At 74.6% G+C, this 26998-nt stretch carries 28 protein-coding genes; 15 read left to right on the top strand and 13 right to left on the bottom strand.

What is annotated here, in order from left to right:
• Positions 1 to 9: 9 nt before the first annotated feature.
• Positions 10 to 2256: a heavy metal translocating P-type ATPase gene (locus tag O2W14_RS10200; RefSeq protein WP_269175975.1), complete on the bottom strand. Its 2247-nt coding sequence runs from the start codon at positions 2254 to 2256 to the stop codon at positions 10 to 12.
• Positions 2256 to 2570, bottom strand: a complete 315-nt coding sequence (locus O2W14_RS10195) for a DUF1490 family protein (RefSeq protein WP_269175974.1) — start codon at positions 2568 to 2570, stop codon at positions 2256 to 2258. Before O2W14_RS10195 ends, O2W14_RS10200 begins: the two co-directional genes overlap by 1 nt.
• A 70-nt stretch (positions 2571 to 2640) precedes the next feature.
• Here O2W14_RS10195 and O2W14_RS10190 point away from each other — a divergent pair, with 70 nt between their 5' ends.
• The 7 genes from O2W14_RS10190 (at position 2641) to O2W14_RS10160 (ending at position 7974) form a co-directional block, all read left to right on the top strand.
• Positions 2641 to 3660, top strand: a complete 1020-nt coding sequence (locus tag O2W14_RS10190; RefSeq protein ID WP_269175973.1) for a permease — start codon at positions 2641 to 2643, stop codon at positions 3658 to 3660.
• Entirely contained in the window at positions 3657 to 4349 is a 693-nt protein-coding gene (locus tag O2W14_RS10185) for a TIGR03943 family putative permease subunit (protein ID WP_269175972.1), read from the top strand. Before O2W14_RS10190 ends, O2W14_RS10185 begins: the two co-directional genes overlap by 4 nt.
• 106 nt (positions 4350 to 4455) lie before the next feature.
• Entirely contained in the window at positions 4456 to 5400 is a 945-nt protein-coding gene (locus tag O2W14_RS10180) for a metal ABC transporter solute-binding protein, Zn/Mn family (protein ID WP_269175971.1), read from the top strand.
• 7 nt (positions 5401 to 5407) lie between these two features.
• Positions 5408 to 6274 (top strand): metal ABC transporter ATP-binding protein, encoded by an 867-nt coding sequence (locus O2W14_RS10175; protein ID WP_269175970.1) that lies wholly within the window; start codon positions 5408 to 5410, stop codon positions 6272 to 6274.
• Positions 6271 to 7173, top strand: a complete 903-nt coding sequence (locus O2W14_RS10170; RefSeq protein ID WP_269175969.1) for a metal ABC transporter permease — start codon at positions 6271 to 6273, stop codon at positions 7171 to 7173. Before O2W14_RS10175 ends, O2W14_RS10170 begins: the two co-directional genes overlap by 4 nt.
• 4 nt (positions 7174 to 7177) lie before the next feature.
• The gene (locus O2W14_RS10165; RefSeq protein WP_269175968.1) at positions 7178 to 7561 is read left to right on the top strand and encodes an ArsR/SmtB family transcription factor; all 384 of its coding nucleotides are present in this window, start codon (positions 7178 to 7180) and stop codon (positions 7559 to 7561) included.
• Entirely contained in the window at positions 7558 to 7974 is a 417-nt protein-coding gene (locus O2W14_RS10160; RefSeq protein WP_269175967.1) for a Fur family transcriptional regulator, read from the top strand. The genes O2W14_RS10165 and O2W14_RS10160 overlap by 4 nt, the downstream gene beginning before the upstream one ends.
• Before the next feature lie 34 nt (positions 7975 to 8008).
• On the opposite strand, the gene O2W14_RS10155 is transcribed toward O2W14_RS10160, so the two are convergent.
• The 6 genes from O2W14_RS10155 to pdxY form a co-directional block, all read right to left on the bottom strand.
• Positions 8009 to 8560, bottom strand: coding sequence for an HXXEE domain-containing protein (locus O2W14_RS10155; RefSeq protein ID WP_269175966.1), 552 nt, complete (start codon positions 8558 to 8560; stop codon positions 8009 to 8011).
• A gap of 5 nt (positions 8561 to 8565) precedes the next feature.
• Positions 8566 to 10062, bottom strand: coding sequence for an APC family permease (locus O2W14_RS10150; protein WP_269175965.1), 1497 nt, complete (start codon positions 10060 to 10062; stop codon positions 8566 to 8568).
• A gap of 46 nt (positions 10063 to 10108) precedes the next feature.
• The gene (locus O2W14_RS10145; RefSeq protein ID WP_269175964.1) at positions 10109 to 11005 is read right to left on the bottom strand and encodes a pentapeptide repeat-containing protein; all 897 of its coding nucleotides are present in this window, start codon (positions 11003 to 11005) and stop codon (positions 10109 to 10111) included.
• Between the two features lie 109 nt (positions 11006 to 11114).
• Positions 11115 to 11312 (bottom strand): RGCVC family protein, encoded by a 198-nt coding sequence (locus O2W14_RS10140; protein WP_269175963.1) that lies wholly within the window; start codon positions 11310 to 11312, stop codon positions 11115 to 11117.
• Positions 11313 to 11420: 108 nt separating this feature from the next.
• Complete coding sequence (locus tag O2W14_RS10135) at positions 11421 to 11894, bottom strand: heme-degrading domain-containing protein (RefSeq protein WP_269175962.1); 474 nt, start codon at positions 11892 to 11894, stop codon at positions 11421 to 11423.
• Entirely contained in the window at positions 11891 to 12748 is an 858-nt protein-coding gene (pdxY, locus tag O2W14_RS10130) for a pyridoxal kinase PdxY (protein WP_269175961.1), read from the bottom strand. Before pdxY ends, O2W14_RS10135 begins: the two co-directional genes overlap by 4 nt.
• 385 nt (positions 12749 to 13133) lie before the next feature.
• Between pdxY and O2W14_RS10125 the strand changes: the two genes are divergently transcribed.
• Both O2W14_RS10125 and O2W14_RS10120 read left to right on the top strand, forming a co-directional pair.
• Positions 13134 to 15836, top strand: a complete 2703-nt coding sequence (locus O2W14_RS10125) for an endo-1,4-beta-xylanase (protein ID WP_269175960.1) — start codon at positions 13134 to 13136, stop codon at positions 15834 to 15836.
• Between the two features lie 168 nt (positions 15837 to 16004).
• Positions 16005 to 16820, top strand: coding sequence for a DUF1684 domain-containing protein (locus O2W14_RS10120; RefSeq protein ID WP_269175959.1), 816 nt, complete (start codon positions 16005 to 16007; stop codon positions 16818 to 16820).
• 26 nt (positions 16821 to 16846) lie between these two features.
• On the opposite strand, the gene O2W14_RS10115 is transcribed toward O2W14_RS10120, so the two are convergent.
• Positions 16847 to 17176, bottom strand: a complete 330-nt coding sequence (locus tag O2W14_RS10115) for a putative quinol monooxygenase (protein ID WP_269175958.1) — start codon at positions 17174 to 17176, stop codon at positions 16847 to 16849.
• Positions 17177 to 17234: 58 nt separating this feature from the next.
• Between O2W14_RS10115 and chrA the strand changes: the two genes are divergently transcribed.
• Positions 17235 to 18611 (top strand): chromate efflux transporter, encoded by a 1377-nt coding sequence (gene chrA, locus O2W14_RS10110; RefSeq protein WP_269175957.1) that lies wholly within the window; start codon positions 17235 to 17237, stop codon positions 18609 to 18611.
• 15 nt (positions 18612 to 18626) lie between these two features.
• On the opposite strand, the gene O2W14_RS10105 is transcribed toward chrA, so the two are convergent.
• From O2W14_RS10105 to O2W14_RS10090, 4 genes are all read right to left on the bottom strand, one after another.
• The gene (locus O2W14_RS10105) at positions 18627 to 18836 is read right to left on the bottom strand and encodes a DUF4177 domain-containing protein (protein WP_269175956.1); all 210 of its coding nucleotides are present in this window, start codon (positions 18834 to 18836) and stop codon (positions 18627 to 18629) included.
• 68 nt (positions 18837 to 18904) lie between these two features.
• Positions 18905 to 20539, bottom strand: a complete 1635-nt coding sequence (locus O2W14_RS10100; protein ID WP_269175955.1) for a Na+/H+ antiporter — start codon at positions 20537 to 20539, stop codon at positions 18905 to 18907.
• Positions 20540 to 20642: 103 nt separating this feature from the next.
• Entirely contained in the window at positions 20643 to 21602 is a 960-nt protein-coding gene (locus tag O2W14_RS10095) for a PfkB family carbohydrate kinase (protein ID WP_269175954.1), read from the bottom strand.
• A gap of 175 nt (positions 21603 to 21777) precedes the next feature.
• On the bottom strand, positions 21778 to 22842 hold the full coding sequence (locus O2W14_RS10090; RefSeq protein WP_269175953.1) for a Gfo/Idh/MocA family protein: 1065 nt from the start codon (positions 22840 to 22842) through the stop codon (positions 21778 to 21780).
• 43 nt (positions 22843 to 22885) lie between these two features.
• Here O2W14_RS10090 and O2W14_RS10085 point away from each other — a divergent pair, with 43 nt between their 5' ends.
• The 5 genes from O2W14_RS10085 (at position 22886) to O2W14_RS20000 (ending at position 26969) form a co-directional block, all read left to right on the top strand.
• Entirely contained in the window at positions 22886 to 23491 is a 606-nt protein-coding gene (locus O2W14_RS10085; protein WP_269175952.1) for a DUF1349 domain-containing protein, read from the top strand.
• A 40-nt stretch (positions 23492 to 23531) separates the two neighbouring features.
• Positions 23532 to 23735, top strand: coding sequence for a DUF4287 domain-containing protein (locus O2W14_RS10080; RefSeq protein WP_269175951.1), 204 nt, complete (start codon positions 23532 to 23534; stop codon positions 23733 to 23735).
• 40 nt (positions 23736 to 23775) lie between these two features.
• Positions 23776 to 24978: a pyridoxal phosphate-dependent aminotransferase gene (locus tag O2W14_RS10075; protein WP_269175950.1), complete on the top strand. Its 1203-nt coding sequence runs from the start codon at positions 23776 to 23778 to the stop codon at positions 24976 to 24978.
• Complete coding sequence (locus O2W14_RS10070) at positions 24975 to 25748, top strand: nitrilase-related carbon-nitrogen hydrolase (RefSeq protein WP_269175949.1); 774 nt, start codon at positions 24975 to 24977, stop codon at positions 25746 to 25748. The genes O2W14_RS10075 and O2W14_RS10070 overlap by 4 nt, the downstream gene beginning before the upstream one ends.
• A gap of 93 nt (positions 25749 to 25841) precedes the next feature.
• Positions 25842 to 26969: a cold-shock protein gene (locus O2W14_RS20000; RefSeq protein WP_442928833.1), complete on the top strand. Its 1128-nt coding sequence runs from the start codon at positions 25842 to 25844 to the stop codon at positions 26967 to 26969.
• Positions 26970 to 26998 lie beyond the last annotated feature (29 nt).

Here is a 26998-nt window from a genome sequence, read left to right as displayed (position 1 = left end):
ACCCTCAGGTCAGGACTGCCCGGCGGCGACCGTGTCCGGGCCGGTGGGCGTCGGGATCAGGCCGTCGGGCTCGATCGCGTGGTCGTCCCGGCGCACCCCGCGGTAGCGCACGAGCCGGGCGGAGTTGCCGGCCACCGCCACCGAGGAGGCGTTGTGCAGCACCGCCGCCAGCACCGGCGACAGCGCCCCGCCACCGGCCACCAGCAGCCCGATGCCGTTGACCGCGATCGACATGCCGTAGTTCTGCCGGACGATCTGCAGCGTCCGGCCACCCAGCTCACGCAGGTCCAGCAGGTGCCGCAGGTCGTCACCGACCAGTGCCACGTCCGCGGTCTCCACGGCCACGTCGGTGCCGGAGACCCCCATCGCGATGCCGATGTCGGCGGCGGCCAGGGCGGGGGCGTCGTTCGTGCCGTCGCCGACCATCGCCACGGTGTGCCCCTGCGCCTGCAGGGCGGTGACGGCGTCCTGCTTGTGCTCGGGCAGCACCTCGGCCTGCCACTCGGTGATGCCGAGCTCGGCGGCCACCGCCGCGGCGGTGACCGCGTGGTCACCGGTCAGCATCACGATGCGCTGCACGCCGGTGGCCCGCAGCGCGTCGAGCACCTCGCGGGACTCCGGGCGGATCTCGTCGCGCAGGCTGACCAGCCCGACGAGCTCACCGTCGACGGCCAGCAGCAGCGGCGTCTCGGTGGCCGCCCGCAGCGTGGTCAGCCAGTTCGCCGCCTCGGGGCCGACCTCGACGCCCTCGCCGGCCATCAGCGCCTCGCTGCCCAGCAGCAGCACCCGGCCGTCGGCCTGGGTCCGCATGCCCAGACCCAGCAGCACCTCGCACTCCTCGTGCGGCGGGATGAAGACGTGCCGCTCCTCGGTCGAGCGGATCACCGCCTGGGCCAGCGGGTGCCGGGAGTGCACCTCCGAGCTCGCCGCGTAGCCGAGCACCTCCTCCGGCGTCCAGCGTTGCGAGAAGGAGACGATGTTGGTGACCACGGGCCGGCCGAGGGTGAGCGTGCCGGTCTTGTCGAACACCACGGCGTCGATCCGCCCGGCCGCCTCCAGGTGCGCGCCGCCCTTGATCAGCACGCCACGGGAGGCGCCGTTGCCGATGGCCGCGCTCACCGCGGTCGGCGTGGACAGCCCGACCGCGCACGGGCAGGCCACCAGCAGCATCGTCATCGCGCGGCGGACGTCCCGGGTGACCAGCCAGGTCAGCGTGGCCAGGGCGAAGGAGGCCGGCACGAAGCGGGCGGAGAAGTTCTCCCCGACGGTCTGGATCGGCGCCCGGTCGTCCTGAGCCTGCTCGACCCGGGCGATGATCCGGCCGATCGCGGTGTCCGAGCCGGTGGCCGAGGCGCGCACCACCAGCCGGCCGCGCAGGTTCACCGAACCGGCGTGCACCTCGTCGCCGGCGGCCACCGACGCCGGCAGCGGCTCCCCGGTGATCGCCGCCTGGTCGACGACGCCGGTGCCGTCGACGACCACGCCGTCGACGGCGATGGTCGCCTGGTCGTGCACGACCACGAGGTCACCGACCCGCAGCTGGGCCAGGTCGACCTGGCGCTCGACGTCGGGCTGACCACCCTCGCCGGGCACGAGCACCCAGGCGGTCGTCTCGGTGCCGGCCAGCAGGGCCGAGATCGCCCGGCGGGTGCGGCGCAGCGTCAGCGTCTGCAGCCACTCGCCGATGTTGAGCAGCCACAACACGGTGAGGGCGACGACGTTCTCCCGCAGGAGCAGGGAGGCGAAGGTCGCGGCGGTGACCAGTGCGTCAGTGCCTGCGGTGCGCTTGCCGGCGAGCGCACCGAAGGCGCCCTTGACGAAGGGGTAGCCGGTGAACAGCGTCAGCGCGCTGGCCACCAGCCGGCTGCGGCCCGACAGCACCGGCGGACGGCCGAAGCCGTAGCGCCGGATGCCGAGCAGGGCCAGCGCGGCCCCACCGATCCCGATCCGCAGCAGCTCGGTGTTGGCGACGTCGGCCGACCGGGGCCGGCGGGCGACCACCGCGTCGGCGGACAGGTCACCGGCGCCCGCCACGACGGCGAGCACGTCGGCCCGGTCGGCGTCCGGGGTCAGCCACACCACGACCTGCCCGGTGCCCGGGAAGGCCTGCGCGGCCAGCACGCCCGGGACGCCGTCCAGGGCGTCCTCGACCTGCACCGCGCGCGCCGGCGAGCCGGTCAGCGCGGGGACGGCGATCCGCACCCGGCCGCCGGCGTCGGCGACGACCGTGGGCGGCGTGCTGGTCGCGGTGGTCATCAGTGGCTGTGGTCGTGGCCGCCGGTGGACCGGTCGGCCGGCGGGGGAGCCTGCTCGCCCAGGTCGGCGTAGGCCTGCGCCCGGACGTCGCCGGCGGCCAGCCGGGCGCGCTCCACGGCGGTCTCGGCGCGGCGAGTGCCCAGGATGCCCAGCCGGGTCGCGGTGACGGCGATCCGGCGGGGCAGGCTGCCGCCCTCGCCGCGCTCGGCGGCCCGGACGACGGCGACGCCGACGACACCGGTGGCCACCGTCCCGGCGGCCTTGCGCAGCAGTCGGCCGGCGGTGGCGGTGCGGTTGGTCTTCGACTCGGCCATGGACGAGCTCCTCGCTTCTGCTGGGGTGTGGCGCGTGGGATCGTGCGTCGACACCACGGTAACGGGAACCGTGATCACCGATCCGGGGGAGGGCCACATCGCCGGGCAGCTGCTCGAGCCGGAGGTCACCCGCCCACGCGGTGGCGTCCGCAGCACCGACGTGCTGGCCGGGGTGGTCGCGCTGGCCGTGGCGTTGCACTTCCTGGCCCCCGGGTTCCTCGACGCGCCGGTCGTGCTCGCGTGGAGCACCGTGTTCATCGCCGTCTGCCTCCAGGCGTTCCCGTTCCTCGTGCTGGGGGTGGCCCTGTCGGCAGCGATCAGCACCCTGATGCCGCCGTCCTTCTTCGCCCGGGTGCTGCCCCGGCGCCCCGCGGTGGCGGTGCCGGTGGCAGGGCTGGCCGGCGTCGTCCTGCCGGGCTGCGAGTGCGCGTCGGTGCCGGTGGCCGGCAGCCTGGTGCGGCGCGGTGTCGCCCCGGCCGCCGCGCTGGCCTTCCTGCTGGCCGCGCCGGCGGTCAACCCCGTCGTCCTGGTCGCCACCGCCGTGGCCTTCCCCGGGCAGCCGGCGATGGTCGCCGCCCGCTTCGTCGCCTCCCTGCTGGTGGCGGTGCTGATGGGCTGGCTGTGGACGCTGCTGGGCCGCTCGGACTGGCTCCGGCTGCCCGCGCCGGCGCACCAGGACCCGGCGGCGACCCGGGCGGGCGCCTTCGGCGAGGCCATGCGGCACGACCTGGTGCACGCCGGCGGGTTCCTCGTCGTCGGGGGCGCGACCGCGGCCACGCTCGGGGTCCTGGTGCCCCGGCGGTGGCTGGAGGAGGTCGCCGGCTCCCCGGTGCTGGCCGTGCTGGTGCTCGCGCTGCTGGCCGTCGTCCTGGCGGTCTGCTCGGAGGCCGACGCCTTCGTCGCGGCCGGCCTGACGTCCTTCTCCCTCACCGCCCGGCTGGTCTTCCTCGTCGTCGGGCCGGCGGTCGACGTCAAGCTGATCGCGCTGCAGGCCGGCACCTTCGGCCGCCGCTTCGCGGTGCGGTTCGCGCCGCTCACCTTCCTCGTGGCGGTGGCCGTCGCGTCCGCCGTCGGCGGGGTGCTGCTGTGACCCGCGGCCCGGACCGCCCGACCCAGCACGTGCTCCTGCTGCTGCTCGGTGTGGTCGTGCTGGTCGTGGCCGGCAGCGACCGGTACCTGGACTACGTGCGGGCCGGCTTCCGGCCGTTCCTGCTCGCCGCCGGGGTGGTGGCAGTGGTGCTCGCGGTCGCCGGGCTGCTGCGCGGCCGGTCACGTGGGGACGGACACCCCGGGCCGGCGGTGGGCTGGCTGCTGGTGGCGCCGGTCGCCGTCGTCCTGGTCGTCGCGCCACCGGCGCTGGGCTCCTACACGGCGAGCCGGCAGGTCGCCCCGGTCGCCGTCCCGCCGGGCGGGGTCACCGCCCTCGGGCCCGACGACCCGGGCGAGGACCACCGCACCGTGCGGCTGTTCGACTACCTGGTCGCCTCGCAGTCCGCCGGGCTCGAGGGCCGCCGGGTGCGGCTGGTCGGGTTCGTGTCACCCCGGGCCGCCGGCGGCTGGTACGTCACCCGGTTCGTCGTCAACTGCTGCGCCGCCGACGCCACGGCCGTGCGGGTGGCGGTGCCCGACGGCGCGGCCGACGTCGCGCCCGACACGTGGGTGGAGGTCGTCGGGGTCGCCGTCCCGCCGCTGACCGACCCGGCCGTCGGGTACCCGGAGCCGGCCGTGGACGCGGTGACGGTGCAGGTCGTCGAGGCGCCGGCGGAGACCTACGAGTGACCGGGCCCACGGGGGCGGGGACGTCCGCGCGACCCGGTGCGGCCGGGACGGCGGGCACCGGCTTACGCTAGCGGTAACCGTTGTCGTTCCTGGAAGTGAGAGACACATGCGCATCCCCCCGTCGGTCTCGGCAGTCGCCGCCTCGTCGCTGCTGCTCCTGACCGCGTGCGGCGGGTCGGACGACGCAGCCGCTGCCGGCACCTCCGGCTCGTCGGCCCCCGCGTCGTCGGGTGGGGGCATCTCCGTCGTCGCCTCGACCAACGTCTACGGCGACATCGTCTCCGCGATCGCCGGGGACGGCGTCGAGGTCACCTCGGTCATCGAGGACCCGTCGGCGGACCCGCACTCCTACGAGGCTGACACCCGCACCCAGCTGGCCGTCTCCGACGCCAGCCTGGTGATCGCCAACGGCGGTGGCTACGACGACTTCATGGACACGCTGCTGTCCTCCAGCGACTCGCAGGCGACGGTGATCGACGTGGTCGAGCTCTCCGGCCGCGAGGCCGAGGCCGAGGCCGCGGGCGAGGAGCTCAACGAGCACGTCTGGTACGACTTCGAGACCGTCCTGAAGCTGTCGGACGAGATCGTCTCCTCGCTCAGCGAGATCGACCCGGACAACGCCGCCGACTACGAGGCCAACGGCGCCGAGTTCAGCCAGGCCGTCCAGGGCCTGATCGACAGCGAGGCCGAGCAGCAGCCGAGCACCTCCGGCGCCGGTGTCGCGATCACCGAGCCGGTGCCCGGCTACCTGCTGGACGCCCTGGGTGCGGAGAACCGCACGCCCGAGGAGTTCTCCGAGGCGATCGAGGAGGGTGGCGACGTCGCCCCGGCCGTGCTCCAGGAGACCCTCGACCTCTTCACCGGCGGTCAGGTCAGGGCTCTGGTCTACAACGAGCAGACCACCGGCCCGGAGACCGAGCAGGTGCTCACCGCCGCCGAGTCCGCCGGCGTGGCGGTCGTCCCGGTCACCGAGACCCTGCCCGAGGGCGAGGACTACGTTTCCTGGATGCAGAGCAACATCGACGCCGTCGCCGCCGCGCTGTCGGCCTGACCTCCCGATGAGCACCACCGCCGGCGCACGTCCGGACGCCGGCACCGCACCGCCGCTCTCCACCCGGGGAGCGGCGGTGTCGTTCGGTGCCCGCACGCTGTGGAGCGGCCTGGACCTGGACCTGGTGCCGGGGGAGTTCCTCGCCGTCCTCGGCCCGAACGGCGCCGGCAAGTCGACGTTCCTGCGGGCCGTCCTCGGGGAGCAGCCGCTGTCCGCCGGCACGATGTCGGTGGCCGGCCGGTCGCCGGGCCGGGGCAACCGGGCCATCGGCTACGTGCCGCAGCAGAAGACCCTCAACGCCGCCACGCCGCTGCGCGCCCGCGACCTGGTCGCCCTGGGCATCGACGGCGACCGGTACTGGCTCCGGCCCCGCAGCCGCGCCGACCGTGCCCGCGTCGACGAGGCGCTGTCGGCGGTGGGGGCGACCGCCTACGCCGACGCCCCGATCGGGCTGCTCTCCGGCGGTGAGCAGCAGCGCGTGCGGATCGCCCAGGCGCTGGTGGGCGACCCGTCGCTGCTGCTGTGCGACGAGCCGCTGCTGTCGCTGGACCTGCGGCACCAGCGGGCGGTCAGCTCGATGATCGACCGGCGTCGCCGCGAGCACGACACGGCGGTCGTCTTCGTGACCCACGAGATCAACCCGGTGCTCGACATGGTCGACCGGGTCCTCTACGTCGCCGGCGGACGGCACCGGCTGGGCACCCCGGCCGAGGTGCTCACCTCCGAGTCGCTCACCGACCTGTACCGGACGCCGGTCGACGTGTTCACCGTGCGCGGCCGGATCGTCGTCGTCGGCACGCCCGACCACCCCGTCGAGGCCGGCCGCGGGCACGACCACTCCCACCACCCCGACGTCACGGTGGAGCACCGATGAGCGACTTCTTCACCTTCGAGGACTACGGCCGGCTGCTCGGCCTGGTGCACAACTCGCTCATCGCCGCGGCCCTGCTGGGCGTGATCGGCGGGCTGGTCGGGGTCTTCGTGCAGATGCGGGACATGCAGTTCGCGGTGCACGGCATCGCCGAGCTGTCCTTCGCCGGTGCGGCGGCCGCGCTGCTGCTGGGCGTCAACGTGGCGCTGGGCTCGGTGCTCGGCTCGCTGCTCGCCGGTGCCCTGATCGGGGCGCTGGGCATCCGGGCCCGGGACCGCAACTCCGTCATCGGCGTCCTCATGCCCTTCGGCCTGGGGCTGGGGGTGCTCTTCCTGTCGCTGTACGAGGGCCGGGCGGCCAACAAGTTCGGGCTGCTCACCGGTCAGGTCGTCTCCGTGGCCGGCCAGCAGCTGGGGTGGCTGATCAGCCTGTCGATCGTCGTGGTGGTCGGCCTGGCCGTGATCTGGCGCCCGCTGACCTTCCTCAGCGCCGACCCCGAGGTGGCGGTGGCCCGCGGGCTGCCGGCCGGGCTGCTGTCGATCGTGTTCACCGTGCTGCTGGCGCTGGCCGTCTCCCTCGCCGTGCAGGTGGTGGGGGCGCTGCTGGTCCTCTCGCTGCTGGTGACCCCCGCGGCGGCGGCCTTCCGGGTGACCGCCTCCCCGCTGCTGGCGCCGGTGCTGAGCGTGGTCTTCGCCGTCACCTCCGCCGTCGGCGGCATCCTGGTGGCGCTGGGCACCAGCGTGCCGATCAGCCCCTTCGTCACCACGATCAGCTTCCTGATCTACCTGGTGTGCCGGGTCAGCTCGCGCCGGCGGATGCGCCGCGGGTGGGGGAGCCGGGACGACGACGAGCCCGCCGAGCAGTCCACAGTCGACAACAGTTCTCACATGGCGTTACCGTGATGCCATGACCGCAGCGCCGAGCAGGGAGCGGGTCGCCGCACCGGCCGCCGACCCGGAGACCGTCCAGGCCGCCAGTGCGCTCCTGACCGCGCTGGCCGCCCCGATGCGGCTGGCGATCATCGCCCTGCTCGACCAGCACGGCAGCCGGTGCGTGCACCAGCTGGTCGACGCCCTCGGCGCACCCCAGCCGCTGGTGTCCCAGCACCTGCGCGTGCTGCGCGGCGCGAGCCTGGTGGTCGGAGAGCGGCGGCACCGCGAGGTGCACTACGAGCTCGTCGACCCGCACGTGGCCCACATCGTCCGCGACGCCCTGGCCCACGTGTCGCACGGCGCCGCCGCGCCGGCCGGTGAGACGTGTGCCACCGCGGATGAGACGATGCCGCGATGATCCGCAACACCCGCCAGCGCTCGGCCGTGGTCGCCGTCTTCGACCAGCTCGACGGCTTCCACAGCGCCCAGGAGGTGCACGCCCGGATGCGCGCCGCCGGCGACAGCATCGGGCTGTCCACCGTCTACCGGGCCGTGCAGGCCCTCGTCGACGACGGCGAGCTGGACTCGATCCGCACCGACAACGGCGAGGCCATCTACCGCCGGTGCAGCACCACCCACCACCACCACCTGGTCTGCCGCAGCTGTGGGCGCACCGTCGAGGTCGAGGGGCCCACGGTCGAGCGCTGGGCCGACCGGGTCGCCGGCGAGCACGGCTTCGTCGACGTGAAGCACACCCTGGAGATCTTCGGCACCTGCGCCGCCTGCCACCGCGTCGCCAGCGAGGCCGAGCCGGCGGCTGCCGACAGCTGAGCCGCCCGGGCGCCGCTGCCCGGGACGGCGGTGCTCAGCGCTCCGGACGGTCGGCCCGGTGGCGGACCACCGCCGCACCCACGGCCTGTCCGCCCACGACCAGCGCCGCCGTGGCCGCCGCCGCACCGAGCAGCTCCCCGGGGGCCGGCACCCGGGTCCCGCTGCGGCGCAGCGTCCAGCCGGCCCACGCCGACCACGGGGCGACGACCAGCGGGACCGTGAGCACCCCGGGGGTGTAGGCGCGCAGGGCAGCCGAGCCGAGCAGGTGGGTCACCCCGTGCGCGGCGAAGGCGGCCAGCGCGGCCGGCAGCAGACCGAGGTCGCCGTCCCGGTGCCGCCAGCCCGACCGGGTCACCACCGCCACCCCCGCGCCGACCAGGCCGACGGCGACCGCCATCTGCCCGGTCGTCACCGCCGTCGCGTCGGCGACCCGGTCCGGGACGCCGGGGAACCGCTGCCGGACGAGGGCCGGTGCCCGCCGCCCCCAGGCGCCGGCGGCGAGCACCTCCTCCAGGTCGTGCAGCGCGAAGGCCAGCGGGAAGGTGAGCACCACCGCCGCCCGCAGCCGTCGTCCCTGGTCGCGCACGTGCGTCAGCCCCTCGGTCGCCCGGACCGCTCGGCCAGTCCCAGCCGGGAGTGCCGGTACCCGTAGGCGACGTACACGACCAGGCCGAGCGCCAGCCAGGCCAGGAACCGCAGCCAGGTCTCCAGGCTCAGGTTGGCCATGAGGTACAGGCAGGCCAGCACCGACAGCACCGGGAGGACGGGGGAGAAGGGCACCCGGAACGGCCGGGGCAGGTCGGGTCGGGTCCGGCGCAGCACCGGGACGGCGGCGGACACCAGGACGAACGCGAACAGCGTGCCGATGCTGACCAGGTTGGCCAGTTCGGCCAGGGGGAAGAGCAGGACCATCACCAGCACCAGCCCGGCGAACAGCAGCGTCATCCGCACCGGGGTGCCGGTGCGCGGGCTCAGCTTCGCCACGACCGGGGGCAGGAGGCCGTCGCGGCCCATGGCGAAGCCGATCCGGCTGACCGTGATCAGGTCGACCAGGATGACCGAGGTGAGCCCGGCGACCGCGGCGATCGAGATCAGCGCCGAGGCCCAGCCCAGGCCCACCTGGTCGAAGGCGTCGGCGATCGGGGCGCCGGCGTCGATGTCGGTGTAGGTGACCATCCCCACCACGACGAAGGCGACGCCGATGTAGAGCGCGGTCGCCAGGCCCAACGTGCCGAGCAGGCCCAGCGGGACGTCCCGGGAGGGCTTCTTCGTCTCCTCCGACAGGTTCGCCACCGCCTCGAAGCCGGTGTAGGCGAAGAAGACGACCGCCGCGGCGGTCAGCACCCCGCCGACGCCGAAGGTCGCCGGCTCCAGCCCGGCCAGCCACTGGAGCAGTGGCTGCTCCAGCCCCTGCCCGCCCTCGGAAGGTCGGCCCGCCGGCACGAACGGTGTCAGGTTCGCGCCCTGGACGAACCAGACGCCGGCCACGATGACGAACACGCAGACCGCGACCTTGACCACGACGAGCACGGTGGTGACCCGGGCCGACTCCTGGACCCCCAGCACCGCCACCGCCGTGAGCGCGAGCACGACGGCGAGGGCGCCGACGTCCACCGCGGCCCCCTCGCCGAACAGCGAGGGCGGCAGGTCCAGCAGGTTGCCCAGGTACGCCGACCAGCCGCGGGCCACGACGGCGGCGCCGAGCGCGAACTCGAGGAACAGGTCCCAGCCGATGACCCAGGCCAGCAGCTCACCGGCGGTGGCGTAGGCGTAGGTGTAGGCACTGCCGGCGGTCGGCACGCTGCTGGCCAGCTCGGAGTAGCAGAGCGCGGCGAGCAGGGCGACCACGCCGGCGAGGGCGAAGGACAGCACGACGGCCGGGCCGGCGGTGTCCCGGGCCTGGACGCCGGTCAGGGTGAAGATGCCGGTGCCGATGACCACGCCGATGCCGAACCCGACCAGGTGCCGGGCGCTGAGGGTCTTGCGCAGCCGGCCGACACCCCCGCCGGCGTCCGGCCCGGCGTCCCCGTCCCCGTCCCCGGCATCGGCGGAGATGGTCTCGATCGACTTCGTCCGGAACAGCTGCACCGGCACACGCTAGGTCGGCCCGCGCGCGGCCGCCCCTCGAGGTGGCTCAGCGCCGCCGGGGAGGACGACGGGTGCGCGAGCGGTCGACGTCCGTCGTGCCGGTGGACCAGTGCCCGGGTCGGGCCAGCCCCGTGGGCAGGCGGGTGCCCGCGTCGCCGATGGCGGCGGTGAGCTGGGGCTGGACCACGAAGAGCGCGCCGGTCAGGTCGGCCCCGCGCAGGTCCGCGGCCCGCAGGTCGGCCCCGAGCAGGTCGGTGCGGCGGAGGTCCGCGCCGCGCAGGTCGGCCCCGATCAGGTACGCGCCGCGCAGGCTCGCCCCGTGCAGGTCCGCGCCCCGCAGCGCCGCACCCATCAGGTCCGCGCCGCGGCGGTCCCGGGCGCGGCCGGGCACCTCGGCCCGCACGGCGTCGCTGACCTGCCCGAGCAGCTCGCCGACCTCGCGGCGCCAGCCGCCGGCGTCCAGGGCGAGCAGGTCGGGTGCGGGGGCGAGGGTGTGGGCCTCGGTGCGGACGCGCGCCGCCTCCACCGCGGTGGCCAGCGGCCCGTCGGTGAGCAGCGTGCCGGCCTCGGTGAGGTGCCACAGCAGCTCGGTCAGCTGCCGCATGACCGGGAAGACGGCGAACATCGTCGCCGCGACCTCCGGGCCCTCCCGCCAGTCGCGGCCGCCCATCGTGTGCTGGGTGACCCGCTGGCCGGCGCCGAGGCAGTCGAAGACGGTGCAGCCGGGAAAGCCGATGTCGCGCAGCCGGGCGTGGACGCCGCAGCGGGAGTCGGCCTGCAGGTTCGGGCAGGGGCGGCCGGCCGGCTTGTCGAGGGCGAAGTCGGCCGAGGCGGCGAACGCCGGGGCCACGCAGCACAGCCCGACGCAGCGGCTGCAGTCGGCGGCCAGGTCCGCCCGCAGGGTGGCCAGGTCCGCCGGGTCGGCGGGGCGCGGCGCGGTCACCGCCCGACTGTAGGGGGCCCGTCCGGTCGTGCCGGTACTGCGCCCACCCGCGCGGCTGCGTGGGCGACGACGCGCGCCGGCCTCGTGGCTCGTCGTCCGGGTTCCGAGGTCAGGCCGCGCTGCAGACGCAGCCGCGGTCGGTCCCGCCGGCGGTGGTGGCCAGGCAGAACCGGGCGCCGATGCGGTCGTGGGCGCTCATCGGGTGCGCGCACGCCGGGCACCCGGGTGCCTCGGGGACGCCGGCGTGCAGCACCGGCGCGGTCTCGGCGGCGGCAGGTGCGTCGGTGGCGAACGGGGAGGCGGTCATGGCAGCGGCCTGACTCCGCCGACGGCTCGGCGGGGGAGGGCGCGGCGCCCGACGGTCGTCAGGGGCTCGCGCGGGTGACCGTGACCCGACGCTACGCCGTCGGTGCGGTCAGCCCCGGGCGGTCAGGTGGGCGCGGAGCGCGGCCACGACCATCGCGTGGTCCTCGACCTGCGGGAGCCCGGAGACCACCACGACGCCGACCGGGCCGACGTCACGCACGAGCAGCGGGAAGCCGCCGCCGTGCGCGATGTACTGCTGGGGGTCCAGGCCGAACTCCGCCTCGAACGTCGTCCCGGCCTCCCGTGAGCGCTGCCCGACGTAGAGGGAGCTGTGCCCGAACCGGTGCACCGTGGCGGCCTTGCGGGCGATCCAGGTGTCGTTGTCCGGGGTCGCGCCGGGCAGGGCGGCGTGGAAGAGCTGGTGGGAGTGCCGGGAGATCTCGATGGCCACCGGCAGCTGCTCGGCCTGCGCGCGGGCGACCAGTGCCGAGCCGAGGGCCCAGGCGTCGTCGTTGGTGAAGCCGGGGAGCTGGAGCTCGGTCTCCTGCGCGGCCAGCTCGGACAGGGTGGGGAAGTCGGTCATGGTCGGACCTCGGTCACGTCGAAGGTGCGGGTGGGGGAGACGTACTCGTCCTGGGCGGCGACCAGCAGGATCTCGCGGGAGCCGGCCTCGGCCGTCATCCGCAGCAGCCCGAACACCGAGGCCGCGGCCGCGCCCAGCGCCTGCTCGGCGGACCGGGTGGCCAGCCAGTGGGCCAGGAACAGCGCGGCGATCGCGTCGCCTGCGCCGTTGACCGCCAGGTCCAACCGCGGCGTCCGCACCCGGAAGTGCCGCCCGCCCTCCGACGCCAGCAGGTCGACGGCGTCGTCGGGGGTGTCCTCGGTGACCAGGGAGGTGGTGAGCACCACGCGCGGCCCCATCGCCTGCACGGCGGCCGCGGCCTCGGTCACCTCGGCCAGCGTGTGCGTCTCCCGCTCCGCGAGCAGGTCCAGCTCGAAGTGGTTGGGGGTGACGATGTCGGCGGCCGGGACGGCGACCTCGCGCATGAACTCGGGGATGCCGGGCCGGACGAACACGCCGCGCCCGACGTCGCCGATCACCGGGTCGCAGCACCAGACGGCGTCCGGGTTGGCGGCCCGCACCTTCGCCACGGCCCCGAGCACCGCGTGGCCGATGTCGGCCGAGCCCAGGTACCCGGACAGGACGGCGTCGCAGCCGCCGAGCACGCCGCGGTCCTCGATGCCCTGCACGACCTCCTCGACGGCCTGACCGTCGAACACCCGGCCGGTCCAGGCGCCGTAGCCGGTGTGGTTGGAGAACTGCACGGTGTGCACGGGCCAGACCTCGATGCCCAGCCGCTGCAGCGGGAACACCGCCGAGGCGTTGCCGGCGTGGCCGTAGGCCACGTGCGACTGGACGGACAGGACGTTCACCATGCCGCCGACGATGACACACCGGCCGGAGCGGGTCGCGGCCTCCCGGCGTGGGCAGGCGCCGACGGTGTGACGCAGTTCACCCGCAGCGCTCAGCGCGGACTCAGGGTGACGGACGCGCCAGCGACGCGCCGCCCGCGATCGTTTCCGGAAGCTTTCGATCACAAGTCGGTCACGGCCGGTCACGGGTCGGCGTGGGAACCAGTCCACGGCCGGGCGAACGAACGGTGTCGGGATCATTGACCCCCGGTTTCCGTGGTGTTTCACTTCTTCGCAGTGCCGAGAGACTTCCGACACTTTCCGTGACTTCCCACCCGAGCACCGCCGCCCGAGGAGAACGCCACACATGGGACATCGTCGTCTGAGCGCAGGGGCCCTCTGCCTCGCCATGGCCGGAGGGGTGGGCCTGCTGGCCGCGCCCGCCGCCTCCGCCGCCCCCGCCACCGTCTACGAGACCGGCTTCGAGTCCGGCACCGCGAGCTGGGTCGGCCGCGGTGACGCCAAGGTCGCCGTCACCACCGAGCAGGCGCGCACCGGCGCGCAGAGCCTGCTCGCCACCGGCCGCACCGCCGCCTGGCACGGCCCCGCGCTGAACGCCGCCGCGTTCATGCCCGCCGGCACCTACGAGGTCGAGGCCTGGGTCCGGCTCAAGGCCGGCACCGGGTCCGACCCGGCCGCCACCACCGACCAGATCACCGTCAGCTCGGTCCGCACGACCACCGGCGGGACGACGACCTATGACACCGTCGGCGGCTACCAGATCCCCGTCTCCGACAGCACCTGGACCAAGGTCGGCGGCCAGTACACGTTCGGCACCGCCAACAGCGGGCTCGAGCTGTACCTGGAGAGCCCCGACGTGACCCAGCAGTTCTACGTCGACGACGTGCGCATCGTCGGCGAGGCCGCCGCACCCGTCGCACCGGGCACCGCCGCGCCGCTGTCCACCGACTTCGAGTCCGGCCTGCAGGGCTGGGCCGCCCGCGGTGCCGCCCAGGTCGCCGTCACGCCGGGCGCCGGCCGCAACGGCACCGCCGGCCTGACGGTCACCAACCGGCTGCAGAACTGGCAGGGCCCGGCGATCGACGTCACGAAGAACGTCGCCATCGGCCAGGCCGTGGCCGTCTCGGTGTGGGCCAAGCTGGCCCCCGGCCAGGCGCCGGCGTCCCTGCAGCTCTCCGTGCAGCGCGACAAGGGCACGGTCACCAACTACGAGGGTGTCGGTGGCGCCGCCGCCGTCGTCACGGCCGACGCCTGGACCGAGCTGAAGGGCACCTACGTCCTCGGTGCGCCGATCGACAAGGCGCAGCTGTACGTCGAGGGCACCGCGAACGCCTCCTTCGCCATCGACGACCTCCGGATGACGCCCGTCGTCGAGGAGCCCATCCAGGACGTCCCGGCGCTGAAGGACGTGCTCGGCGCCCAGGGCTTCGAGCACGTGAGCACCGCGATCGACTCCCGTGAGACCGTCGGGCGCCCGGCGAAGCTGCTGACCAAGCACTTCAACACCTTCACCCCGGAGAACGACGGCAAGCCGGCCGAGATCCAGCCGACCGAGGGGGTCTTCACCTTCGGTGACCTGGACGCGCTGCTGGACTTCGCCGACGCCAACGACGTGCAGGTCTACGGCCACGTGCTGGCCTGGCACTCGCAGACCCCGGACTGGTTCTTCAAGGACGGCAGCCGGGACCTGACCAACAGCGCCGCCGACCAGGCGCTGCTGCGGTCCCGGATGGAGGCCCACATCAAGGCCATCGCCGACCACGTCAACGCCCGGTACCCGGACGGCGACAGCCCGATCTGGGCGTGGGACGTCGTCAACGAGGTCATCGACGACGCCGACAACGCCAACGTGCACGACATGCGCAACAGCCGCTGGTTCCAGGTGCTCGGCGAGACGTTCGTCGACGACGCGTTCGGGTTCGCGAACGAGTACTTCCCGGACGCGAAGCTCTTCATCAACGACTACAACACCGAGATGCCGACCAAGCGGGTCGACTACCTCGAGCTGATCGCCGCGCTGAAGCAGCGCGGGGTGCCGATCGACGGCGTGGGCCACCAGGCGCACGTCGACTTCAGTCGGCCGATCGAGTGGCTGGACGCGTCCATGGACGCCGTCGAGGCGCTCGACCCGACGCTGCTGCAGGCGATCACCGAGCTCGACGTGAGCACCTCGGCGGAGAACAACGGCGCCGACGTCAGTGCCGGGACCGTGCCCCAGCACCGTCCGGGGATGGCCGACCAGACCGAGGCCGAGCTGGAGAACGGGTACTACTACCGCGACCTGTTCGCCATGCTGCGGACGCACGAGGAGTCGGTCGAGTCGGTCACCTTCTGGGGGATCAGCAACGCCCGCAGCTGGCTGCGGACGTGGCCTGCGGCCCGCCCGTGGGAGGCGCCGCTGCCCTTCGGTGACCAGCTGGAGGCCAAGCCCGCCTACTGGGGCATCGTCGACCCGACGAAGCTCGCCCCGCGCCCGAGTGACCAGCTCGCGCCCCGCATCGCCGGGCACGACACCGTGCGGGCCACCTCCACCGGCGTCGACGGTGCCAGGGTGACCTACACGCTGCCCGAGGCCGGCGACACCCGCGACGGGGCGATCACCCCGGTCTGCACCCCGCCGTCGGGCTCGCTGTTCCCGATCGGCACGACGAAGGTCACCTGCACCGCCACCGACGAGGCCGGCAACAAGGCCAACCCGGTGACCTTCGACGTGGTCGTCACCCCGCCGCCCACGACGACGGCCCTGTACTCCCAGATCAACAACGGGTCGGTCGTCCGGGCGAACGTCAAGCAGAACGTGCAGGTGGTCGTGCAGTTCGGCAACAAGGGCACGGGGAAGCTCGTGGGCAGCACGTTCGCCTACAGCTGCACCCAGACGTCCGGTCCGGCGATGACGCTCGAGCTGGCCCCCGGGTCCGCCCAGCAGGTCACCAACCGCGACTACCCGGCCGGGCAGAACGCCAACTTCCAGCTGCGCGGCACGCCCACGCAGGTCGGGACGGCGACCTTCGACTGCACGCTGACGATGACCGACGCCTTCGGGGCGGAGGTGACCAGCACGAACACGGTCACCATCGACGTCCGGAAGTGACCGCTCGTCCGGGGCGCTGACCGCGCCCCGGACGGCACCCCGACAGGCCGAGGCCCTCGCTCACACCGGTGAGCGGGGGCCTCGTGCCGTCCCGGACTACGGCCGGGTCCCCGTGCGTTGGCAGCCGCTGGACGACGCCCGGGCCGTCCACCACGTCCAGGAGCAGCGATGAGCCACACCGAGGTCCCCCCGTCCGCCGATGCCGCCTTCGCCGAGGAGTGGCGCAGCTGGCACGCCGGTCACGAAGCCGTCCGCGCGGATGAGCACGGCTTCCTCTCCATCACCGGCATGTACTGGCTGACGGGGGAGCCGCAGCGGATCACCGGCATCCCCGGGGAGTGGTGGAGCGGGCCGGCCGGCCCCGTCGTCCGGCTCGCCGCGGGCGAGCAGCTCACCGTGGACGGGGTCGTGCTCAGCGGCGTCCACGAGTTCGGGGTGGTCCCGGAAGGCGAGGGCGTCGAGGCCCTGACCGGCGACATCGTCGTCGAGGTCGCCCGGCGCGGCGGGTCGGACGTCGTCCGGCCGCGCGACCCGGCCGCCCCCGTGCGGGCGGCCTACGCCGGGACGCCGGCCTACGCGCCGGACCCGCGGTGGCGGTTGACCGGCCGGTTCGTGCCCTTCGACCGGCCCCGGCCGACCACCGTGGGCTCGGTCGTGGAGGGGCTCGAGCTCGTGCACGAGGCGCGGGGCCGGATCGAGTTCACCGTCGACGGGCAGCCGCTGGCGCTCACCGCGTTCGACGACGGGTCCCCGGACCGCCTCCTGGTGCTGTTCACCGACGCGACGTCCGGGGTCACCACGTACGCGGCCAACCGCCAGCTGAAGGTGACCGGGCCCGCTGCGGACGGGACCGTGACCGTCGACTTCAACCGGGCCACCAACCTGCCGTGCGCCTACACCGCCTTCGCCACCTGCCCGCTCCCACCGCCGGAGAACCGGCTGCCGGTCGCGGTCGAGGCAGGGGAGCAGAAGCCGGCCGCCTGACGGTGCCGCCGGCCCCGCCGCCTGGGTCAGCCGCGGGGCTGGACCTCGCCCATCGGGCCCCAGCCGGCCAGGTCGGGGGAGTCGACGTACATGATCGACGGCGTCGCCGACACCCAGTCCGGCATCTCGGCGATCGCCTTCTGGAAGTGCTCGGACGCGGTGTGCACGCCGCCGGCCTCGGCGTCCCGGAAGCCCTCGACCAGCACCCAGGTGTGCGCCTCGTCGACGCTGCGCGACCACTCGAAGAACACGTTGCCCGGTTCGGCCCGCACGGCGTCGGTGAACTCCCGCACCAGTTCCGGCCACTGCTCGTCGAACTCGGGACGGACCGGCCACTTCACGACGATGAGGATCATCCCGTCAGCCTAGGAGCCGGATCCCCGACCGTTCACCTGCGGCAGCCATCCTGGTCTGGTGCGCCCAGCCCCCGACCCGTCCGCCGGGACCACGCCCGTGGTGCCCTTCGGCACCGCGGTGCGCGCCTGGTTCCTCATCTCGCTGCAGACCTTCGGCGGGCCGGCCGGGCAGATCGCGGTCATGCAGCGGACGCTGGTGGAGGAGAAGCGCTGGATCGGGCAGCGCCGCTTCCTGCACGCGATGAACTACTCGATGCTGCTGCCCGGGCCCGAGGCGCAGCAGCTGGCCACCTACGTCGGCTGGCTGATGCACGGCACCCGCGGCGGGCTGGTCGCCGGCGGGCTGTTCGTGCTGCCCGGCGTGGTCGCGCTGCTGGTGCTGTCGGCGGTCTACGTGGCCTGGGGCGAGACCACCGCGGTCACCGCCGTCTTCGCCGGGCTCGCGCCGGCGGTGGTCGCGATCGTGGTGCAGGCGGTGACCCGGGTCGGGAAGCGGGCGCTGACCAGCCGGGTGCTGCTGGGCATCGCGGTCGCCGCCTTCGTCGCGCTCGCGCTGTTCGGCGTCCCGTTCCCGGTGGTGGTCGCGCTGGCCGGGGTCGCCGGCTGGGCGCTGCACCGGTGGCGCCCCGCGGCCGTGCCGGAGAAGGCGAAGGACGTCGACGACGGGCCGGCGCCGCTGATCTCCGACGACGAACTGCACACCGAGGCCCCCTCGGCCCGCCGCACGCTGCGGGTGCTGGTCGTGGGCCTGGTCGCCTGGGGCGTGCCGCTCGCCGCGGTGGCGCTGCTGACCGGCGCGGCCAGCGTCTTCACCGAGCAGGGGCTGTTCTTCTCCGGCGCCGCGGTGGTCACCTTCGGCGGGGCCTACGCGGTGCTGGCCTACGTCGCCCAGCAGGCGGTCGGCGTCTACGGCTGGCTCGCGCCGGGGGAGATGGTGCGCGGCCTCGCGCTGGCCGAGACCACGCCCGGGCCGCTGATCATGGTGGTGCAGTTCGTGGCTTTCCTGGGCGCCTACCGCGACCCCGGCAGCCTCGACCCGTGGGCGGCGGCGGTGCTCGCCTCGCTGCTGGTCACGTGGGTGACCTTCGTGCCCAGCTTCCTGTTCGTGCTGCTGGGCGCGCCCTACATGGAGCGGCTGCGCGGCAACCGGTCGCTGTCGGCGGCGCTGACCGGCATCACCGCCGCCGTGGTCGGGGTGATCGCCAACCTGGGGCTGTACTTCGCGGTACACACGCTGTTCACCGGCGTGGTCGCGGTCGACCGGTGGGGGCTGAGCCTCGAGCTGCCCGACCTCGGCACGCCGCGCTGGGTGGCCCTGGCGATCGCGTGCGTCGCGGCGGTGCTGCTGTTCCGGCTGCGCTGGTCGGTGCTGCGCACGCTGGGCGTCTGCGCCGTCCTCGGGCTGGCCGCCGGGCTCGCCGGCCTGCCCGTCTGAGGGCCGGCGGTCCGCTCAGCCGACGGGCCGCTCGAAGGTCACCAGGATGCCGTCGACGCCGCCCGGCCCCACGCGGCCCTTGACCTCGACGGAGGTGATCGCCTTGAGCTGCCAGCCGTCGCGGGCCCGCTGGTTGAGCACCTTCGCCAGCTTGTCGCCGGACATCTTGCCGCCGATCATGCCCTCGCGGACCTCGTCGACCACGTACTCGTAGCGCGCTGCCATCGCCGTGCCCCTCTCGCCGGTGTCCTGGTCCCGACAGCCTGTCGTGACCGGCACCCGGTGTCGACACCTCACCGCTTGGGCAGCAGGCCCTCCTCGTGGTCCAGCTCGCGCTCCAGGATGCGCAGGCCCTCGTCGGGCAGCCGGGCGCCGTCCCGCCAGCGCAGCAGCTCCTCGCGCTCGGCGGCGATGACGGCGCGCCGCAGCCGCAGCGCGGCCTCGTAGCCCGGGGACAGCGGGATCTCCCCGCCCTCGGCGGAGTTCAGCAGGTCCAGCCGCTTGCGGTAGCGGTCCAGCCGGGTGGTGAGCTGGCCGCGCATCGCCTCGATCGCCCGGTCGTCGACCGCGTCGTGCTCCTCCGACTGCAGCGTGTCCAGCCGGGCGAGCCCCGCCTCCACCGCCGCGATCCGGGCCTCGTTGCGCAGCCGGGCCTCGTCGGCCTGGTCGGCGCGGCAGCCCAGCGCCCGCACGAGCGGGGCGAAGGTGATGCCCTGGCCGACCAGGGTCACCAGCACCGCCAGGAACGCGCAGAACAGCAGCAGGTCCCGGTCGGGGAACGGCGCCCCGGAGTCGGTGACCAGCGGCAGGGTGAAGATCGCGGCCAGGCTGATGACGCCGCGGGTGCCCGCCCAGCTCAGGACGACGATCTCCCGGCCCGACAGCCGCCCGGCGAACTTGGCGCTGCTCTCGGTGTCCCCGCCCAGGCGGATGTGCATCGAGGCGGGCAGCGACTCCGTCAGCAGCAGCCACAGCGGCCGGATCAGCAGCACGGACCCGACGGTGATCGACGCGGCGATCACCACGGTGGAAGTGTCGTACTGGCCCAGCCCGCGGATGACCTCGGGCAGCTGCTGGCCGATGAGCAGGAACACGATGCCCTCGAGCAGGAAGTCGACCAGCCGCCACACCGCGTCGGTCTGCAGCCGGCTCGCCCCCGACGTCCAGTACGGCGCGTTGTGCCCGATGACCAGCCCGGCGACGACGACGGCCAGCACTCCGGAGACGTGCACCGCCTCGCCCAGCAGGTAGGCCACGAACGGGGTGGCCAGCGAGATCGCGTTGGAGGTCAGCGGGTCGCGGCGCAGTCGGCGCAGCGGCCGGACGCCGTAGGCCACCACCAGCCCGGCGGCGACGCCACCGGCCGCGGCGATGGTGAACTCACCGACCGCCGCCGGGGTGGAGAAGCCGTCGCCCTGGGCGGCGGTGACCGCGACGGTGAGGATGGTCAGCGCGGTGGCGTCGTTGAGCAGACCCTCGCCCTGGATGAGGGTGATCAGCCGCGGCGGGAGGCCCACCTTGCGGCCCACCGACAGCGCGGCGACCGGGTCCGGCGGGGCGACCGCGGCGCCCAGTGCAATGCCGGCGGCCAGCGTCGCCCCGGTGACGAACAGCGCGAACCCGGCGCCGATGACCAGCGCGGTCACCAGCACCAGCAGCACCGACAGGCTGACCACCGTGCGCAGGTTCCGGCGGATCGCGGTCAGCGAGGAGTCCAGCGCCGCGCTGTAGAGCAGCGGCGGCAGCACGAGGGTGAGCACCAGGTGCGGGTCCAGCGCCACGTTCGGGCCGGGCAGCAGCGCGTACGCGATCCCGACGAGGGTCAGCAGGGCGGCGGCCGGCAGCCCGGTCCGGTCGGCGATCGCCCGGACGGCGACGATCACCGCCACCGCACCCAGCACCAGCAGCAACATGGTCTCGGCGCTCACCGCAGCAGTCTCCCGGACGGCGGGTCGCGGACCGGGGAGCGGTCTGGCCCCCGTGCAGGGTCCCGGCTCGCGCGGAGCGTGGGGCGGGGGGCAAGGGCGTCCTTCAGCGGGCGCGGGCGGCCTCCAGCTCGGCCAGCGTGGGCGGGTTGGCCCCGGCCTTGGTGCAGGCGAGCGCGGCCACCAGCGCGGCGTCGTCCAGCAGCGCGGCGAGGTCGGCCTCGGGGAGCTCGCGCAGCGCGGCGGAGGTGAGCACCCCGGTGCGGGCCAGGCCGGCGAAGAGCCCGGCGGCCAGGCTGTCCCCGGCGCCCACGGTGTCGACCACGTCCACCACCGGCGGGCGGCGGCGCAGCAGGGTGCCGTCGGGCCGGGCCGCGCGCAGCGGCTCCCCGCCGTCGGTCACGACCACCAGTGAGGGCCCTTCGGCGGCCCAGGCGAGGGCGGTGGCGTCCAGGTCGGCGCCGGGGTCGAGCCACTGCAGGTCCTCGGCGCTGACCTTGACCACGTCGGCGGTGCGCCGCAGCAGCTCGACCTGGGCCCGTACGGCGTCGGCGTCGGCGATCAGCCCGGGGCGGACGTTGGGGTCGAAGCTCACCAGCGCCGTCCCGTCGGCGCGGACCCGGGCGACCAGGTCGGCGATGGCGGCCGAGCCCGGCGGCGTCCAGCTGGAGATCGACCCGACGTGCACGATCCGGGTGTCGGCCGGCCAGGCCCGCGCCAGCTCCTCGGCGGTCCACTGCCAGTCGGCGGCGCCGACGGTGTGGAACGAGTAGCCGGCCGAGCCGTCCGCGGCCAGCTCCACCACGGCCAGGCTCACCGGCTCGGCTGCGTCCAGCATCGCGTCGGTGCCGACCCCGTTGGCCGCGGCGTGCCCGCGCAGCAGCGCGCCGAACGGGCCGGGACCGACCCGGGCCATCAGGTGGCTGACCGCGCCCAGCCGCGCCGCGGCGACGGCCACGTTGAGCGCGTTGCCGCCGGGGAAGGCGGTGTACTGCGGGGCCTGCCCTGGCCGGGTCTCCCCGGCGGGGATCAGGTCGATCACGAGCTCGCCGCAGACGGTGATCACTGGCACACGGTAGCGCCGCCGGGGCGGGTCGCGACCCGGACGCCGACAGTGCGCTCACCGGGCCTCTCCCGGCCGCCGGACCCCGCTGACCGCACAGTCGGTCCCGGCTCCATCGTCCCGGGGGTCGATGGAGTCCCAGCGCCACGGTTTCCGCAGCGCTGGGACTCCATCGACGTCAGTCGTTCGGGTAGACGACGCCGAGCTGGGCGCGGACGCCGTCGAGGAAGCGCATCAGGGCCAGCGAGTCCTCGACCGGCATGACCGGGCTCTCGGTCAGCCCCTGCTGGAGGCAGCGGGTGACCTCGCGCAGCTCGTGCACGTAGCCGGACCCGATCCGCTCGAACTCCTCCACCCGCACCGGGGCGTCGCCGACCTGCACCTCGAGCCGCTCGGGCCGGTAGACCGAGTCCGCGCCCTCGGCGCGCAGCCAGCCCTCGGTGCCACAGACCAGCGCGGTGTGCGGGGAGCGGGCCAGCAGGGAGGTGGTCAGCTGCGCCTGCGCGCCGGAGTCGTAGGTCAGCGACAGGGCGTTCTGCGCGTCGACGCCCTCGGAGTTCAGCGTGCCGACGGCGGTCACCGCGTCCGGCAGGCCGATCGTGCCCCAGGCCCACAGCAGCGGGTAGACGGCGAGGTCGAGCAGGGCACCGCCGCCGTCGGCGCGGGCCCAGATGCGCGCGCCCGGGTCGGCCGGGGCGGGGAAGGACACCTCGGCGTTGACCCAGTGCACCTGGCCCAGCTCGCCAGAGGCGGCGATCTGCAGCGCCCGCTGGTAGGCCGGCTGGAACCGGGTCCAGACCGCCTCCATCAGGAAGACGCCGCGCAGCTGCGCCAGCTCGGCCAGCTCGGTGGCCTCGCGGGCGTTGATGGTGATGGGCTTCTCCACCAGCACCGACTTGCCGGCGGTCAGCGCCGCGCGCACCACGGCGGCGTGCTGGGCGTGCGGCGTGGCGACGTAGACGACCTCGACGGCTGGGTCGGCGAGCAGCGCGTCCAGGCCGGAGCGGGTGTCGTCGTCGCCGTAGGAGGCGGCGAAGCCGAACCGCTCGGCGAAGGCGGCGGCCTTGTCGGCGTGCCGGGAGCTCACCGCGGCCAGCGTCGCGTCGGGCAGCAGGGCGATGTCGGCGGTGACCACGGCGGCGATGGAGCCGGTGGACACGACGCCCCAGCCCACAGGGCGGCCGGTCGCGGCCAGCGGGTCGGCGTCGAGCAGCTCCGGACGGGCGATGTACGGGGAGGTCATGACCTCACGCTAGGGGCACGCCGGCGTCCTCTAGCGTGCGGGCATGAGCGACCGTGCGGGCACCAGCGACGACGCCGTCCAGCCGTGGGGCGCCGGGACGTGGACGGCGGCCCCGGCCGAGGTACGCGAGGACGGCGGCGACCTGCTCGTCACCGCCGTCGAGGGCAGCGACGCCTGGCGGCACACCAGCTACGGGTTCGTGCACGACTCCGCGCACGCGCTGCTGGCCCCGCTGGCCGACCCCGGCGCGGTCGAGGTGACCTTCGACCTCGACTACGACCAGCAGTTCGACCAGGCCGGTCTGGTGTTGCGGGCCGATGCCGAGACCTGGGTCAAGGCCGGCGTGGAGTTCGCCGACGGTGCGCCCAGCGTGGGTGCGGTGGTGACCCTGGGCCGCTCGGACTGGTCGGTCGCGCCGGTGCCCTCCTGGGCCGGCCGCCGGGTCACCGTGCGCGCCAGCCGCTCCGGGGACGCGGTGACGGTCCGCGCCCGGGTCGACGACGAGCCGTTCCAGCTCGTGCGGGTCGCCCCCTTCCCGGCCGGGACGCCGCTGCAGGCCGGCCCGTACTGCTGCGCGCCCACCCGCGCCGGGCTCGTCGTCCGCTTCCGGCACTGGGCCACCGGACCGGCCGACGCCGCGCTGCACTGACCTGTCCACGAGCCGCCGGGAGCTGGCAGCATCCCGGCCCATGTCCGATGCACCCAAGGGCCCGGCCAGCTACTTCCCGGCGATCGAGGCGAGGTACGGGCGGCCCGTCGCCGAGTGGCAGGACCTGATCCGCGCCTCGCCGCTGACGAAGCACATGGAGCTGGTGACCTGGCTCAAGACAGAACACGGGCTGGGGCACGGGCACGCCAACGCCCTGGTGGCGGCCACCCTCGCCGAGGGCTGACCACCACGACACAGGTCCCCCGGGACGGCAGGATGACCGGGTGACCCCCACGCCGTACCTGTCCTCCCGGCTGCAGGGCTTCGGGACGACGGTCTTCGCCGAGATGAGCGCGCTCGCGGTGGCCACCGGCTCGATCAACCTGGGCCAGGGGTTCCCCGACTCACCCGGCCCGGCCGCGGTGCTCGACGTCGCCCGGGCCGCCATCGGCACCGCCCACGACCAGTACCCGCCCGGCCCCGGCCTGCCCGAGCTGCGGACGGCGATCGCTGCGCACCAGCTGCGCTTCCGCGGGCTGGCGTACGACCCGGACGGCGAGGTGCTGGTCACCGCCGGCGCCACCGAGGCGCTCACCGCGGCACTGCTGGCGCTGCTCGAGCCCGGCGACGAGGTCGTGCTGTTCGAGCCGATGTACGACAGCTACGCCGCCGCGGTCGCCATGGCCGGCGGTGTGCTGCGCCCGGTGCCGCTGCACCCGCCGGCGGTCGCGGTCGGCGAGGTGGGCACCGGGGCGTGGACCTTCGAGGAGGCGGAGCTGCGCGCCGCGGTCACCCCGCGCACCCGGATGTTGCTGCTCAACACCCCGCACAACCCCACCGGCAAGGTGTTCACCGCCGCCGAGCTGGCGGTGCTGGCCGAGGTCGCCAGCGCCGCGGACCTGCTGGTGCTCACCGACGAGGTCTACGAGCACCTGGTGTTCGACGGCGCCGCGCACACCTCGATCGCGACGCTGCCCGGGATGGCCGACCGCACGCTCGTGGTCAGCAGCGGCGGGAAGACCTTCTCCACCACCGGCTGGAAGATCGGCTGGGTCTGCGGGCCGGCGCCGCTGGTGGCCGCGGTGCGCACCGCCAAGCAGTACCTGACCTTCGTCAACGGCGGGCCGTTCCAGCCGGCGGTCGCCGCCGGGCTGCGGCTGCCCGACGCCTTCTTCGCCGGCGTCGCCGCCGACCTGCAGCGCCGCCGCGACCTGCTCACCGCCGGGCTGGCCGCCGCGGGCCTGCCGGTGGTCAGCCCGCAGGCGACGTACTTCGCCACCGTCGACGTCCGGCCGCGGCAGCCCGACGGGGACGGCGTGGCGTTCTGCCGCGCGCTGCCCGCCCGCGCCGGGGTGGTCGCCGTCCCGTCCGTGGTCTTCTACGGTGCGGCGGACGCGCACCTGGGCCGGCACCTGGTGCGCTTCGCCTTCTGCAAGCGCGACGAGGTGCTCGGGGAAGCCGCCCGGCGACTGGGGGAGATGCAGTGAGGATCGCCGCTGTCCAGCACGACATCGTCTGGGAGGACCGGGACGCGAACTTCGCCCGGCTCGCCCCGCAGGTCGCCAGGGCGGTGGGCGCCGGTGCGGATCTGGTGCTGCTCACCGAGACCTTCTCCACCGGGTTCTCCATGACGCCGGGCATCGGCGAGCCCGAGGGCGGACCGTCCGCGCAGTTCCTCGCCGCGCAGGCCGCCGAGCACGGCGTGTGGGTGGCCGGCACCTGCCCGGAGATCGGGGACGGCGAGGAGCTGCCGCACAACACCTTCGTGCTCGCCGGCCCCGACGGCAGCACCCACCGCTACCGCAAGCTGCACCCCTTCGCCGCCGAGCGCACCCGCTTCCGGTCCGGCACCGGGCCGGTGACCGTCGAGGTCGGCGGCCTGCGGATCACCCCGTTCATCTGCTACGACCTGCGCTTCGCCGACGTCTTCTGGGCGGCCGGCCCGACGACCGACGTCTTCCTCGTGCCGGCGAACTGGCCGCGCGCCCGGAGGGAGCACTGGACGACGCTGCTGTCGGCCCGGGCGATCGAGAACCAGGCCTACGTGGTCGGCTGCAACCGGGTCGGGGACGCCGCCGACGGCACCCACCACGCCGGCGACAGCCGGGTCGTGAGCCCCACCGGCGAGCTGCTGGCCACCGCCTCGGGGGTGGAGACGATCGTGCTCGCCGACGTCGACGCCGCCGAGGTGGCCGCCACCCGGGACCGCTACCCCTTCTTGCAGGATCGAAGGGGCCTCGCCGACCGCCGCGGCTGACCTCACCCACCGGCGGCTGGCCGCGGGGCGGCACACTGGGGGACATTGGTACCGGTAGGTACCAGCTGAGTCGAGATGTGCAGGAGTCGCAGGATGCCCCAGGGCACGGTCAAGTGGTTCAACGCGGAGAAGGGGTTCGGTTTCATCGAGCCCGACGACGGCGGGCAGGACGTGTTCGCGCACTTCTCCGCGATCGCCGACGACGGCGGCTTCCGCAGTCTGGACGAGGGGCAGCGGGTCGAGTTCGAGGCCAGCCCGGGCGACCGCGGTCTGCAGGCGGACACCATCCGCCCGCTGGGCGGCGGCGCCGGTCGCGCGCCGGCCCGGGCCGAGCGCGGTCACCGTGACGACTACCGCGAGGTGCGCGCCCCCCGTGGCGGCGGCAGCGGTGGCGGTGGGTCCGAGGGCACGGTGCGGTTCTTCAACGCCGAGAAGGGCTTCGGGTTCATCGAGCCCGACGAGGGCGGCGACGACGTGTTCGTGCACTTCTCCGCGATCGTCGACCACGGTGGCTACCGCAGCCTGGAGGAGGGCCAGCGGGTCTCCTACACCGCCAGCCCGGGCCAGAAGGGCCTGCAGGCGGACTCGGTCGAGGCGCTGGGCGGCGGCCGGGCCCCGGCACGTGACGACAGGGCCCGCAACGACCGGCGTGACGACCGGGCTCCCCGCGCACCGCGCGGTGGCGGCGGCTCGCAGGGCACGGTGCGGTTCTTCAACGCCGAGAAGGGCTTCGGGTTCATCGAGCCCGACGAGGGCGGCGACGACGTGTTCGTGCACTTCTCCGCGATCGCCGACGACGGCGGCTACCGCAGCCTGGACGAGGGCCAGCGGGTCGAGTACTCCGCCAGCCCCGGCCAGCGCGGCATGCAGGCCGACCACGTCGCGCCCGTCGACGGCGGCGGCCGGCCCCCGGCCCGCAACGACCGTCGGGACGAGCGCCCGCGCCGGGACGAGCGGCCCCGCCGCGACGACCGGGCACCGCGCGCACCGCGCGCCGGTGGCGGCGGCGGCACCGGTGGCCAGGGCACCGTGCGCTTCTTCAACGCCGACAAGGGCTTCGGCTTCATCGAGCCCGACGACGGCGGCGACGACGTGTTCGTGCACTTCTCCGCGATCGCCGACCGGGGCGGCTACCGCAGCCTCGACGAGGGCCAGCGGGTCGAGTACACCGCCAGCCAGGGCGACCGCGGCGTGCAGGCCGACTCGGTCGACCCGCTCTGACCCACCGCCCGCCGGCCGTCCGACACCCG

The organism is Modestobacter sp. VKM Ac-2986 (assembly GCF_026967795.1).
In the GTDB taxonomy this organism is placed as follows: Bacteria; Actinomycetota; Actinomycetes; order Mycobacteriales; family Geodermatophilaceae; genus Modestobacter.
Note: the sequence above shows the minus strand (reverse complement) of the source record. Positions and strands in the feature narration are given on the sequence as shown.

What these genes read in the sequence shown, in the direction of transcription:
- O2W14_RS10200 (WP_269175975.1), bottom strand. Translation starts at nt 2,256, where the DNA reads ATGACCACCGCGACCAGCACGCCGCCCACGGTCGTCGCCGACGCCGGC.
- O2W14_RS10195 (WP_269175974.1), bottom strand. Translation starts at nt 2,570, where the DNA reads ATGGCCGAGTCGAAGACCAACCGCACCGCCACCGCCGGCCGACTGCTG.
- O2W14_RS10180 (WP_269175971.1), top strand. Translation starts at nt 4,456, where the DNA reads ATGCGCATCCCCCCGTCGGTCTCGGCAGTCGCCGCCTCGTCGCTGCTG.
- O2W14_RS10175 (WP_269175970.1), top strand. Translation starts at nt 5,408, where the DNA reads ATGAGCACCACCGCCGGCGCACGTCCGGACGCCGGCACCGCACCGCCG.
- O2W14_RS10170 (WP_269175969.1), top strand. Translation starts at nt 6,271, where the DNA reads ATGAGCGACTTCTTCACCTTCGAGGACTACGGCCGGCTGCTCGGCCTG.
- O2W14_RS10165 (WP_269175968.1), top strand. Translation starts at nt 7,178, where the DNA reads ATGACCGCAGCGCCGAGCAGGGAGCGGGTCGCCGCACCGGCCGCCGAC.
- O2W14_RS10160 (WP_269175967.1), top strand. Translation starts at nt 7,558, where the DNA reads ATGATCCGCAACACCCGCCAGCGCTCGGCCGTGGTCGCCGTCTTCGAC.
- O2W14_RS10140 (WP_269175963.1), bottom strand. Translation starts at nt 11,312, where the DNA reads ATGACCGCCTCCCCGTTCGCCACCGACGCACCTGCCGCCGCCGAGACC.
- O2W14_RS10135 (WP_269175962.1), bottom strand. Translation starts at nt 11,894, where the DNA reads ATGACCGACTTCCCCACCCTGTCCGAGCTGGCCGCGCAGGAGACCGAG.
- pdxY (WP_269175961.1), bottom strand. Translation starts at nt 12,748, where the DNA reads ATGGTGAACGTCCTGTCCGTCCAGTCGCACGTGGCCTACGGCCACGCC.
- O2W14_RS10125 (WP_269175960.1), top strand. Translation starts at nt 13,134, where the DNA reads ATGGCCGGAGGGGTGGGCCTGCTGGCCGCGCCCGCCGCCTCCGCCGCC.
- O2W14_RS10120 (WP_269175959.1), top strand. Translation starts at nt 16,005, where the DNA reads ATGAGCCACACCGAGGTCCCCCCGTCCGCCGATGCCGCCTTCGCCGAG.
- O2W14_RS10115 (WP_269175958.1), bottom strand. Translation starts at nt 17,176, where the DNA reads ATGATCCTCATCGTCGTGAAGTGGCCGGTCCGTCCCGAGTTCGACGAG.
- O2W14_RS10105 (WP_269175956.1), bottom strand. Translation starts at nt 18,836, where the DNA reads ATGGCAGCGCGCTACGAGTACGTGGTCGACGAGGTCCGCGAGGGCATG.
- O2W14_RS10090 (WP_269175953.1), bottom strand. Translation starts at nt 22,842, where the DNA reads ATGACCTCCCCGTACATCGCCCGTCCGGAGCTGCTCGACGCCGACCCG.
- O2W14_RS10085 (WP_269175952.1), top strand. Translation starts at nt 22,886, where the DNA reads ATGAGCGACCGTGCGGGCACCAGCGACGACGCCGTCCAGCCGTGGGGC.
- O2W14_RS10080 (WP_269175951.1), top strand. Translation starts at nt 23,532, where the DNA reads ATGTCCGATGCACCCAAGGGCCCGGCCAGCTACTTCCCGGCGATCGAG.
- O2W14_RS20000 (WP_442928833.1), top strand. Translation starts at nt 25,842, where the DNA reads ATGCCCCAGGGCACGGTCAAGTGGTTCAACGCGGAGAAGGGGTTCGGT.